Origin of the sequence: Streptomyces sp. NPDC057543 (assembly GCF_042801895.1) — a bacterium.
Taxonomy (GTDB): domain Bacteria; phylum Actinomycetota; class Actinomycetes; order Streptomycetales; family Streptomycetaceae; genus Streptomyces.
Window position 1 is genome coordinate 1 of sequence record NZ_JBHVFF010000280.1, and the last position, 11,270, is coordinate 11,270.

An 11,270-nucleotide genomic window follows, 5' to 3' on the forward strand; every position below is an offset into this window, starting at 1 on the left:
CCATGTCCTTGACCTGCTGCGGAAGTGCGGCGTCGGCCAGCCATCGTGCCGACAGCGCGTCGTCCTCGACGGCGTCGTGCAGCCAGGCAGCGGCGATCTGTTCGTCGCTGCCGCCCCTGGTCCGTACGCCTTCGGCGACGGCGGCGAGGTGCTCGGTGTACGGGCGTCCCGCCTTGTCCCGCTGGTCGGCGTGGGCCTCGCGGGCGATCGCCGCTACTTCGGCCAGGGTCAGCTGTGCGTGTGGAGTGGGCATGGCCCGACTCTACGGACGGGCCGCCGTCCGACGCAGGGCCGCGCGGGCCGGGACCGTCGCGGCGGCGAGGCCGAGCCCGACGGTGGCGGCGACGAAGGAGCCGTACAACGCCGGTGGAATGTACGGCGATTCGCCCGTCAGCCCCTTCACCATCGGGACGAGTGCGGCCAGTGCGATGGCGGTGCCGAGCGCGGCCCCGGCCACCGTGACGAGGAGTGCCTCCCAGCGGATCATGCCCATGACCTGGCGGCGGGTGGAGCCGACGAGGCGGAGCATGGTCAGTTCCCGGCGGCGGTCGAGGACGGTCATCACCAGGGTGTTGACGGCGGCCACGGCGGCGAATCCGCCGAGGACCGCGGCCATGACGGTGTTGGCCCAGGCGTTGATCTCTCGGCCCTGGTCCTGCGCGACGGCGTAGCCGGAGCGGTCGGTGACGGCGCCGAGCGCGGTGAGCTGCTGTGCGGCGGCGGGGGTGGCCCGTACCAGCACGTCGGAGGCGTACGGCGACGTGACATGGGTCTTCAGGTCGGCGGCGGGCAGGGTGACGAGGCTGGTGCCCAGGCCGCGGCCGTAGACGGCGACGATCTTCGGTGACGCCTCGGTGCCGTCCGGGAGGCGCAGGGCCAGCCGGTCGCCGGTGGCGCGCTTCGTGGAGCCGGCGAGGGTGGTGTCGATGGCGACGGTGCCGGGCCGCAGGCCGCTGAGCGATCCGGTCCGCACGTCGAGGTCCTGGACCTTGGCGAGGTCGGCGCCGGAGCCGATGACCCCCTGTACGGAGATGCTCTGGAGTATCCGGTCGCCGCCCGATCCGGTGGGCACCAGGACCGAGCCGCGGAGCAGGCCGACGGCGGTCGAGACGCCGGGGGTGGCCGCCGCCCGTGCGGTGGCGTCGGAGGCGAGGCCCGCCGGGGCGGAGACGATGTGGTCGGCGGTGATGGCGTCGCGCTGCTGGTGTGCGATCACCCGTTCCTCACTGGTGTGCATGAAGACGAGCGTGGAGGAGAAGGCCATGGCGAGCACGATCGGGGTGATCGCGGAGGCCAGTCGGCGGGAGTTCGTACGGGAATTGGCGGCGGCCAGCGAACCGGACGCACCTGCCACGCGCAGCGGGAGGCCGAGAACGGCGGCGCAGATCCGGGCGATCAGCGGGCCGAGGAGGCCGACCGCGAGCATGAAGAACATGACGACGCCGAGTGCGGCGTTCGCCGCGTCCTCGCCGCTCGTGGACGCGGCGACGCCCGCGAAAGCTACGCCGCCTGCGAGGGCGGCGATGCCGAGTGGGGTGCGGATCCAGCCGAACGGGGGGCGTTCCACCGCGGACTGCGCGAGAGCCAGCCCCGGCTTGATCTTCGACGGTCGACGGGCGGCGAAGTAGCCGGCGCCCAGCGCGGTGAGCATCGTGGCGGCGGTGGCGATGGTCAGTGGCAGCCAGGACACGTCCAGGCCGACGGCTTCGGAGATGGCTCCCCTGTCCTGGAGCTGCCCGAACCACCAGCGGGCCAGGGCGATTCCGGGCAGACAGCCGAGCGCTCCGGCGAGCGGTGCGACGAGCAGGGACTCGGTGGCGATGGTGCGGCGCAGTTGGCGCGGGGTGGCGCCGATGGCGCGCAGCAGGGCGAACTCGCGGCTGCGCTGGCCGACGGAGAGGGCGACCGTACCGGCGGCGGTGAAGACGGCGACCATGGTGGCGACGCCGCCGAAGGAGCCGCCGAGGCCGACGAGGAGTTCCTGGGTGCCCGCGAGGTCCGCGTCCTCGACGGCGCCCCGGCCGTCACCGGTGTGGACCTCGGCCCCGGTGGTGTGGCCGACGGCCTCGCGTACCTGGTCGGCGAGGGTGCCGGTGGGGGTGGAGCGGGCGGCGAGCACGGCGATGGCGTCGACCCGGCCGGGGTGGCCGGAGAGCTGTACGGCCTGCCGGTCGGCGAACCAGACGGTGGCTTCGGTGGCGGTGGTGCCCGCGACGCGGAACTCCCGTACGCCGGTGGGTGTGTCGAGGGTGATGTTCTCGCCGGTGCGGTGCTTGGTGCCCGCGGGGACGACGACTTCGCCGGCTCGCGGCGCCTCGCCGGTGATCAGCCGTGTGCCGGTCAGGACGGTGGAGCCCCAGCCGTGCGCGGTGAGGAGGGCGCCGTTCTGCCGTACGGAGTAGCTGACGTCCCCGATCGCGGCTGCCGCGCCGGGGGCCGAGGCGGCCTTGCCCACCAGGGATTCGGGGAGCCGCGCGGTGTCCGGTACGGGGTGGGCGGCGTCGTACGCGCCCTCGCCGCTGCCGACCGTCATGTGGACCCGCTGGTCGGCGGCGACGACCACGGGCGCCTTGGCGTAGCGCTCCGCCGGTGCGGAGGCGCGCACGCCGGTCTCCAACAGGATGCCGCAGGCGGAGACGATCGCCGCGGCCAGCAGGAGCGCGACGAAGGTCCCGGCGAACGACGCGGGTTTGAAGCGGACGGCCGCGCGGGCGAGGCCGTTCGGGACGTGCGGGGTGAACATCAGGCTGCCGCTCCTGCGTGGGCGGAGGCGTGGGCGGGCGCATGGACGGAGGCGCGGGCGGTCAGCGCGGTCATCCGGGCCGCGATCTGTGCGGCCCCCGCGCGCGGCAGGCTGTCCGCGATCGCGCCGTCGGCGAGGAAGAGCACCCGGTCCGCGTAAGCGGCGGCCGCCGGGTCGTGGGTGACCATGACGACGGTGGCGCCGAGGGTGTCCACCGCGTGCCGGAGCAGGGTGAGGATCTCGGCGGCGGTGGTCGTGTCGAGGGCGCCGGTCGGTTCGTCGGCGAAGACCACATCGGGCCGGGTGACCAGGGCGCGGGCGACGGCGACGCGCTGTTGCTGGCCGCCGGAGAGCTGGCCGGGGCGGCGGTCGCCCTTGTCCCCGAGGCCGACCCGGGTGAGCATCTCGGCGGCCTCGCGGCGGCCGCGGGCGGAGCCGGTGCGCTGTCCGGCCAGTCGCATGGGCAGGACGACGTTCTGCTCGACCGTGAGGGACGGGAGCAGGTTGAAGGCCTGGAAGACGAAGCCGAGGCGGGTGCGGCGCAGCTCGGTGAGCCGGTTCTCGCTCATCCCCGTGATCTCGGTGCCGCCGAGGCGTACCGAGCCCTCGGTGGGGCGGTCGAGTCCGGCCGCGCACTGCAGGAAGGTCGACTTGCCGGAGCCGGACGGGCCCATGACGGCGGTGAAACTGGCGCGCGGCAGGGCGAGGTCGATGCCTCGCAGGGCATGGACGGCGGATCCGCCGCGGCCGTACTGCCGACGGACGCCGCGCAGCTCGACGGCGAGGTCCGGGGATCCGGAACCCGTTCGGGCGTCCGCCGTGTGCTGCCTGTTCTGCGCGCCCTGCCTGCTGCGTCGCAGCCCCATGATGTCCGCCTTCCGTTGCTCGCCGGGCGGTGCTCCGACCGGCCTCTCGAAACGTACGGATCACGCACGGGTTGGGGCCATGACGGCTGCTGGCGGATCTCGGGTGGGGCAAACCCCAGGGTGCTGCCGGGGGTGGCCATAGTTGCAACGTCAATCGTTCGGTAAACTAATTACTGACGATTCCTTGACGCTCTCTTGACCGACTGAAGGATCAAGCTCATCGGACACGCAGACACGCTCATCGCCATGGGCGGCGCCTTCCTCGCCGCCGCCGTTCTCGCCCGCATCGGCAGCCGCATCGGACTGCCGACCATCCCCCTGTTCATCCTGGCCGGAATCCTGCTCGGCCCGCACACGCCCGGCATCGTGCTCGTCGCCGACCCGCACGACCTGGAGATGCTCTCCGCGCTCGGCCTGGTGCTGCTGCTCTTCTACCTCGGCCTCGAATTCCATCTCGACGACCTCAAGACCGGCGGCCGCAAGATGCTCGTCGCGGGCTCCGTCTATCTGGCGCTGAACGTCGGCGCCGGGCTCGCCTTCGGCTTCGTGCTGGGCTGGGGCACCTCGGAGGCCCTCGTCCTGGCCGGGGTCATCGGCATCTCGTCGTCGGCCATCGTGACCAAGATCCTGGTCGACACGAAGCGCCTGGCCAGCCCGGAGACCAAGACGATCCTCGGCATCATCGTCGTCGACGACGTCTTCCTCGCCCTCTACCTCGCCGCCCTGCAACCGATCCTGTCGCGCTCGGACAGCCTCGCCGCCGCGGTGCTCGACGGGGGCAAGGCGTTCGGCTTCCTGCTGCTGCTGGCACTCACCGCCCGGTTCGGCACGAAGCTCATCAGCAAGCTGATCCACACCTCGGACGACGAGCTGCTCGTCATCTCCTTCCTCGGCGCCGCCGTGTTCGTGGCGGGGGTCTCCGAGTGGTTCGGGGTCGCGGACGCGATCGGCGCCTTCATGGTGGGCCTGATGCTCGGCAGTACGACGTCGGGCGGGCGCATCCTCAAGCTGGTCCATCCGCTGCGCGACGCCTTCGGGGCGATCTTCTTCTTCGCCTTCGGGCTCTCCATCAACCCCGGCGACCTGCCGGGCGTGATGTGGCCCGTGCTGGCCGCCGTCGCGCTGACCGCGGCGATGAACATCCTCTCCGGCATGGTCTCCGCACGGGTCTACGGCTTCGGCAAGCAAGCCGCGGCGAACATCTCCACCACGCTGACGGCCCGGGGCGAATTCGCGCTGATCCTCGCCACGATGGCCGCCGGCGCGGGGCTGGACGAGCGGCTCCCGCCGTTCATCGCCGGCTACGTACTCGTCCTCGCGGTCCTCTCCCCACTCGCGGCCGGGCGGTCGCACTGGCTGGCCCGCGTCCTGCCCGGCGGGCGGGGCGGCCGGGACAGCGACAGCGACAGCGGCGCCGGGAAACTCGCGGTGCCGGCCTGAGCCGGCGACCGGCATGTCCGGGCCCGGGGTTCCGCCGCGGCCGCACCCGGTCCCCGGACATGCCGACGACCTCGTTCCGGTGATGAACCGATTCCCGTTGACGCACGCCCGGTTCGAAACGGTTTGCGCACGGTTCAGGATGTGCGTGACAACAGCAGCAGCGCCCGGTCGTCGTTGACGTCCTTGGCGCACGCCTCGATCAGATGCCAGGCCGCGCCCTCGAAACCGGTGGCGACATAGCGATCGGCCTCACCGGTGAGCCGGTCGATGCCCTCCGCGATATCGCGGTCGGACGCCTCCACCAGACCGTCCGTGAACAGCATCAGTACGTCGCCGGGGGCCAGCGAGCCCTTCACCGCGTCGAACTGTGCCCCGTCGTACACCCCGAGCAGCGGGCCCTCCGCGGCCTTCTCCTCCCACTGGCCGCTGCCCGAGTGGAGCTGCAGGGCCGGCGGGTGACCCGCCGAGAAGAGTTCGTAGTCGCCCGAATCGAGGTCCAGGACCAGATGGATCGAGGTGGCGAAGCCCTCGTCCCAGTCCTGGCGCAGCAGGTAGCCGTTGGCCGCCGTGAGGAAGCCGTGCGGGGGCAGCGAGCCGAGGAGGCCGCCGAAGGCGCCGGACAGCAGCAGGGCACGGGAGCCCGCGTCCATGCCCTTGCCGGAGACATCGGTGAGTACGGCCTCCAGGGTCCGTCCGCCGTTGGTACGGGCGGCGACGACGAAGTCACCGGAGAAGGACTGGCCGCCCGCCGGGCGCAGCGCCATCTCCCGGTGCCAGCCCTGCGGCAGCCGGGGCAGGGCGCTCTGCACCCTGATGCGTTCGCGCAGGTCGAAGAGCATGGTGCCGCCGCGCCGCCACGGCACACCGACCCTGGCCCGGAACTGGGCGAGGATCAGCCCGAAGAAGCCGCAGGCCGCGACCACCAGGACGATGCCGGGCGTCACCCGGGCCGGGCCGTCCTCGTACGGTCCGAGGCCGAGCGACTCCACGATCAGGGCGGTGGCGGCGGTCGCGTACAGCCCCAGCAGGCTCGCGGGCCGCAGCAGCAGACCGCCGGCGACGATCGGCAGGACGAGCGCGGCCGGTGAGAACCACACCGGGTTGAGCAGCGTGGCGCAGGTGATGGCCGGAATGGTGAGCAGCAGCCCGGCCAGCGCGATCCAGTCCGATCCGTCGCCACGGAAGTAGTCGACACCGGACTTGCGCAGCGCGATGCGTGCCCGGTGCGCCGATTTCCGCAATCGGGCCGGGTACGAGTCTGCTCCTGCGCGTCGGGCCATTGCGGGGACCTTATCCACCCGATGCCCTCCGGTGCAGGGGGACCCCGTGACAATGCGTTCGAAATCGGGTCGACCGGCCGTCGAGCCCCTGATAGGGATGGCCCATGACTACAGAGCTTCGCGTGTTGCGTGCGTCCGAATGGAACGAATGGTTCGAGTGTCTGGAGCTGGCGTTCGGCGGTGTCGCGGAGGCTCCCGAGCAGCGTGAGCTGGACGAGCAACTGACCGAGCCCGAGCGGTCGATCGGGATCTGGGACGGCACCGATGTCGTCGCCACGGCCGGGGCCTTCAGCTTCCGGGTCGCCGTGCCGGGCGGGGCGCTGGTGCCGGCCGCCGGGGTCACGATGGTGAGCGTCGCGTCCACCCACCGCAGGCGTGGGCTGCTGACCTCGATGATGCGCCGGCAGCTCGACGATGTCCGGGCGCTGGGTGAGCCGATCGCCGTCCTGACGGCGTCGGAGCCGGTGATCTACGGCCGGTTCGGATACGGCGCGGCCTCGCGGCAGATGTCTGTGACGATCGACACGGACCGGGTGCGGCTGACGGTGCCGGAGGGCACGGACGAGGTACGGCTGCGTCACGCGAAGCCGGACGAGGCGATGGCCGCGTGCGAGGGCGTGTACGAGCAGCTGGTGGCCGGCCGTCCCGGCACACCGGCCCACGGACCCGGCTGGGAACGGAAGCCGATGGTCGACCCGGTGAGTGCGCGGCAGGGGGGTTCGGCGCAGCAGTGCGTGCTGGCGGAGCAGGACGGGGAGATCGTCGGCTATGTGACGTATCGCATAAAGCCGGAGTGGGAATTGTCCGGGCCCAAGGGCAAGGTGTCGGTGAACGACCTCGCCGCGCTGGACCCGGCGGCGTACGCGGCGTTGTGGCGGTTCGTCTTCGAGATCGATCTGACGTCGACGGTCGAGGCACGGAACCGGCCGGTCGACGACGCCCTGCTGCACCTGGTGTCGGACGTGCGGCGATGCAACATCCGGATCCGGGACTCGCTCCATGTGCGGCTGGTGGAGCTGGGGGCGGCGCTGGAGGCGCGGACGTACCGGGCGCCGCTGGATGTGGTGTTGGAGGTCGAGGACGCGTTCTGCCCCTGGAACGCTGGGCGTTGGCGGCTCACGGCCGACGCGAAGGGGGTGGCGTCGTGTCGGCGGACCGAAGAGGCGGCCGATCTCGCGCTGTCCGTACGGGAGTTGGGCTCGGTGTACCTGGGCGGGGAGTCCCTGAGCGCGTTGGCCCTGGCCGGTCGGGTGCGGGAGCTGCGGGCGGGCGCGCTGGCGGAGGCGTCGACGGCGTTCTCGTCGGACGCCGCGCCGTGGCTGCCCCGGGGTTTCTAGTGCCGTGACCGGCAATGTTTGCCCCATGAAGAGCGTCGTCCGGTGCGTGCGATCGCAAGGCGGCCGGGAGCCCTTGTAGCGGAGCTACCAGGGCTTTTGGCCAACGCGGAAGGGGGTCCCCCCTGGCCCTCAAGGCCTTGGGGGAGTGCGTGCTGGGCGGCGCGACGGGGCAGAGCTTGCCGGGAGGGGCACTAGCAGCGCCGTGGTCGTCCGGCGGCTGCTGCGTCCTTATCCGCCGGACAGGCTGGAATCTTCCGCCGGACGCGCTGGAATCGTCCGGCGGACGGACCTCAGGCACGCTGGCAGCCCGGGCACCAGAAGAGGTTGCGGGCGGCGAGGTCGGCGGTGCGGATCTCGCCGCCGCATATGTGGCAGGCCTGCCGGGCCCTGCGGTACACGTACACCTCGCCGCCGTGGTCGTCGACCCGCGGCGGGCGCCCCATCGCCTCCGGCATGTGCTCGGGGCGGACCGTGTCGATCCGGTTGTTCCGTACGCCCTCGCGCATCAGCTCCACCAGGTCGGCCCAGATCGCGTCCCACTGCGTGCGCGTGAGGTCCTTGCCGAGCCGGTACGGGTCGATGCCGTGCCGGAACAGCGCCTCCGCGCGGTAGACGTTGCCGACCCCCGCGATGACCTTCTGGTCCATCAGCAGGGCCGCGACGGTGCTACGGCTGCGGGAGATCCGCCGCCACGCCCGCTCGCCGTCCTCTTCGGTCCGCAGCGGGTCCGGGCCGAGGCGGTCGTGTATCGCGACCTTCTCGGGGTCGGTGATCAGCGCGCACGTGGTGGGGCCGCGCAGATCCGCGTGGTGGTCCTCGTTCACCAGGCGCAGCCGGACCGTGTCGGTGGGCGGCGGGGCCGGGGTCGTACCGAAGCCCAGCTTGCCGAAGAGGCCCAGGTGGATGTGGACCCAGCCGATGTCCTCGAAACCGAGGAAGAGGTGCTTGCCGTGGGCGTCGACGCCGGTGAACGTCCGGCCGTCGAGCAGCGCGGCGCTGTCGGAGAACTTGCCCTGCGGGCTGCTCACCCGCACCGGCCGCCCGGCGAACCTGTCCCGGTGGTCCGCCGCGAGGCGGTGGATCGTGTGTCCCTCGGGCACGACGGCGACTCTCCTCGGTGAACGGCGGCGCGATGACGCGGTGACGCGACGGCGGGGGAAATGGCTGTGCCGCCGGTAGCACCGGCGGCACGGGAGCGGGTGTCGGTCAGCCCTGCTGCGGGTGGTGGGCCGGGATCGGGGGGAGCTCGCCGGTCGTCTCGTACGCGGTCAGCATCTCGATCCGGCGGGTGTGCCGCTCTTCACCCGAGTACGGCGTGGCGAGGAAGATCTCGACGAACTTGGTGGACTCGTCCACCGAGTGCATCCGGCCACCGATGGCGACCACGTTGGCGTTGTTGTGCTCGCGGCCCAGTGCGGCGGTCTGCTCGCTCCAGGCGAGCGCGGCACGCACGCCCTTGACCTTGTTGGCGGCGATCTGCTCGCCGTTGCCGGAGCCGCCGATCACGATGCCGAGGCTGTCCGGGTCCGCGGCCGTCTTCTCGGCGGCACGCAGGCAGAACGGCGGGTAGTCGTCCTGGGCGTCGTAGATGTGGGGGCCACAGTCGACGGCCTCGTGGCCCTGGGCCGTGAGCCACTCGACGAGGTGGTTCTTGAGTTCATAGCCGGCATGGTCCGAGCCGAGGTACACGCGCATGTCCCGAGTGTGGCACGTGCGTCGCCGGGAAGCCGTCATCGGGGTCGAGGCTCTTTCGTTTGGATCAGGCCGGATCCAAACGAGAGGCCCTAGACCCTCCGGACGGGTCCGCCCCGGCCCGGCGGCGACCGCGTGTGGGCCTGCTGTGCAGGCCCTGTGTGCGCAACGCCACTCAGGCAACGATCCGGCCAAGAATTCGGAATAAAGGGTTCCGGTTCTGCGGTCCGGCGGGCTTCAATGCATCACTCGCTGTCGCACCCCACTGTGGCGGCCGGGCACGCACCGCGTGATCCGAAAACGTAAGGATTCCCTCCATGACGTCGCAGACGACTCTGATCGGGCCGGGCCAACAGCCCGGCAGGCCTGACCGGTCGAACGGGCCGGACGAACCGGGCTCCTCCGACGGACTCCAGGCGGGCCTCAAGAACCGCCACCTCTCGATGATCGCCATCGGCGGTGTGATCGGCGCGGGCCTCTTCGTGGGCTCCGGCGCCGGTATCGCAGCCGCGGGACCGGCCATCCTCCTCTCGTACGCCCTGGTCGGCCTCATGGTCGTCTTCGTGATGCGGATGCTCGGCGAGATGGCCGCCGCCCGTCCCAGCTCGGGCTCCTTCTCCGCCTACGCCGACCAGGCGCTGGGCCGCTGGGCCGGTTTCTCGATCGGCTGGTTGTACTGGTTCTTCTGGGTCGTGGTGCTCGCCGTCGAAGCCACGGCGGGCGCCAAGATCCTGGAGGGCTGGGTGCCGGGCGTCCCGCAGTGGGCGTGGGCACTGATCGTGATGCTGGTGCTCACCGCGACGAACCTGGTCTCGGTCGGGTCGTACGGCGAGTTCGAGTTCTGGTTCGCCGGGATCAAGGTCGTGGCCATCGCGGCGTTCGTGGTCGTCGGACTGCTCGCCGTCTTCGGGCTGCTGCCCGGCTCGGACAATCCCGGCGCGGGACTCGCGCATCTCACCGACACCGGCGGATTCTTCCCCAAGGGACCCGGCGCCATCCTCACCGGCGTACTGATGGTCGTCTTCTCCTTCATGGGCAGCGAGATCGTCACGCTGGCGGCCGGCGAGTCCGAGAACCCGCAGCGCGCCGTCCAGAAGGCCACCAACAGCGTGATCTGGCGGATCGCCGTCTTCTACCTGGGCTCGATCTTCGTCGTCCTCACCCTGCTGCCGTGGAACGACAAGTCGATCGTGCAGGAGGGCGGCAGCTACGTCGCCGCCCTCAACTCCATCGGCATTCCGCACGCCGGTCAGGTGATGAACGTCATCGTCCTCACCGCCGTGCTGTCCTGCCTCAACTCCGGCCTCTACACCGCCTCCCGGATGGCCTTCTCGCTCGGCGACCGCGGGGACGCGCCGAAGGTGTTCGCCCGGGTGAACAAGCGGGGCGTGCCGCAGGCGGCCATCCTGTCGTCCGTCGTGTTCGGCTTCGTCGCCGTGTTCTTCAACTACCGGTGGCCCGACACCGTCTTCCAGTTCCTGCTGAACTCCTCCGGTGCGGTCGCCCTGTTCGTCTGGCTGGTCATCTGCTTCACACAGCTGCGGATGCGGGGCATGATCCTGCGCGAGCAGCCGGAGAAGCTGGTCGTACGGATGTGGCTCTTCCCGTACCTGACCTGGGCGACCATCGCGATGATCTCGTTCGTTCTCGTCTACATGCTGACCGACGACGACGGACGTCAGCAGGTGCTGCTCTCGCTGCTCGTCGCGGCGCTGGTGGTGGCGGTCTCGCTGGTGCGTGAGGTGCGTCAGCGGAAGGTCCGCGCCTGAGGCCATCGGCCGCCACACGGCGCACGGACGCGGAAGAGGCTCGCCGGTCGGTTTCACGACCCGGCGAGCCGCTTGGGAGGCAGTCGCGGGCGGGGGGACGGCCTCAGCCGCGACGGCCGCTGTGGGTGCAGGTCGCGGGGCGC

General features: G+C 71.4%; 9 protein-coding genes. 3 read left to right on the forward strand and 6 right to left on the reverse strand.

Translation table 11 applies throughout. From position 1 onward, the window contains the following. The 3 genes from ACFU8Q_RS33200 to ACFU8Q_RS33210 all read right to left on the reverse strand — a co-directional run. On the reverse strand, positions 1-253 hold a 253-nt coding region (locus ACFU8Q_RS33200), incomplete at its 3' end, for an HD domain-containing protein (protein ID WP_384461328.1). A 9-nt stretch (positions 254-262) separates the two neighbouring features. Next, on the reverse strand, positions 263-2,743 hold the full coding sequence (locus ACFU8Q_RS33205; protein ID WP_384461330.1) for an ABC transporter permease: 2,481 nt from the start codon (positions 2,741-2,743) through the stop codon (positions 263-265). Then, complete coding sequence (locus ACFU8Q_RS33210; protein ID WP_384461333.1) at positions 2,743-3,609, reverse strand: ABC transporter ATP-binding protein; 867 nt, start codon at positions 3,607-3,609, stop codon at positions 2,743-2,745. Before ACFU8Q_RS33210 ends, ACFU8Q_RS33205 begins: the two co-directional genes overlap by 1 nt. 246 nt (positions 3,610-3,855) lie before the next feature. Between ACFU8Q_RS33210 and ACFU8Q_RS33215 the strand changes: the two genes are divergently transcribed. After that, a complete protein-coding gene (locus tag ACFU8Q_RS33215) occupies positions 3,856-5,049 on the forward strand; it encodes a cation:proton antiporter (RefSeq protein ID WP_384461336.1) in 1,194 nt (397 codons plus the stop codon). A 134-nt stretch (positions 5,050-5,183) separates the two neighbouring features. On the opposite strand, the gene ACFU8Q_RS33220 is transcribed toward ACFU8Q_RS33215, so the two are convergent. Continuing rightward, entirely contained in the window at positions 5,184-6,329 is a 1,146-nt protein-coding gene (locus tag ACFU8Q_RS33220; RefSeq protein ID WP_384461339.1) for a PP2C family protein-serine/threonine phosphatase, read from the reverse strand. Positions 6,330-6,433: 104 nt separating this feature from the next. Between ACFU8Q_RS33220 and ACFU8Q_RS33225 the strand changes: the two genes are divergently transcribed. After that, the gene (locus ACFU8Q_RS33225) at positions 6,434-7,666 is read left to right on the forward strand and encodes a GNAT family N-acetyltransferase (protein WP_384461342.1); all 1,233 of its coding nucleotides are present in this window, start codon (positions 6,434-6,436) and stop codon (positions 7,664-7,666) included. Between the two features lie 290 nt (positions 7,667-7,956). Here ACFU8Q_RS33225 and ACFU8Q_RS33230 read toward each other — a convergent pair whose 3' ends face one another. Continuing rightward, positions 7,957-8,766 carry an Fpg/Nei family DNA glycosylase gene (locus ACFU8Q_RS33230; protein ID WP_384461345.1) on the reverse strand — a complete coding sequence of 270 codons (810 nt, stop codon included), beginning with the start codon at positions 8,764-8,766 and terminating at the stop codon, positions 7,957-7,959. Between the two features lie 106 nt (positions 8,767-8,872). Then, on the reverse strand, positions 8,873-9,361 hold the full coding sequence (locus ACFU8Q_RS33235; protein ID WP_093898231.1) for a ribose-5-phosphate isomerase: 489 nt from the start codon (positions 9,359-9,361) through the stop codon (positions 8,873-8,875). Between the two features lie 314 nt (positions 9,362-9,675). Between ACFU8Q_RS33235 and ACFU8Q_RS33240 the strand changes: the two genes are divergently transcribed. Continuing rightward, positions 9,676-11,127 carry an amino acid permease gene (locus tag ACFU8Q_RS33240; protein ID WP_384461349.1) on the forward strand — a complete coding sequence of 484 codons (1,452 nt, stop codon included), beginning with the start codon at positions 9,676-9,678 and terminating at the stop codon, positions 11,125-11,127. Positions 11,128-11,270 lie beyond the last annotated feature (143 nt).

Bases quoted from the DNA above. Each gene is read 5' to 3' on its own strand.
- ACFU8Q_RS33235 (WP_093898231.1), bottom strand. From the start codon at position 9,361: ATGCGCGTGTACCTCGGCTCGGACCATGCCGGCTATGAACTCAAGAAC.
- ACFU8Q_RS33215 (WP_384461336.1), top strand. From the start codon at position 3,856: ATGGGCGGCGCCTTCCTCGCCGCCGCCGTTCTCGCCCGCATCGGCAGC.
- ACFU8Q_RS33210 (WP_384461333.1), bottom strand. From the start codon at position 3,609: ATGGGGCTGCGACGCAGCAGGCAGGGCGCGCAGAACAGGCAGCACACG.
- ACFU8Q_RS33240 (WP_384461349.1), top strand. From the start codon at position 9,676: ATGACGTCGCAGACGACTCTGATCGGGCCGGGCCAACAGCCCGGCAGG.
- ACFU8Q_RS33205 (WP_384461330.1), bottom strand. From the start codon at position 2,743: ATGTTCACCCCGCACGTCCCGAACGGCCTCGCCCGCGCGGCCGTCCGC.
- ACFU8Q_RS33220 (WP_384461339.1), bottom strand. From the start codon at position 6,329: ATGGCCCGACGCGCAGGAGCAGACTCGTACCCGGCCCGATTGCGGAAA.
- ACFU8Q_RS33225 (WP_384461342.1), top strand. From the start codon at position 6,434: ATGACTACAGAGCTTCGCGTGTTGCGTGCGTCCGAATGGAACGAATGG.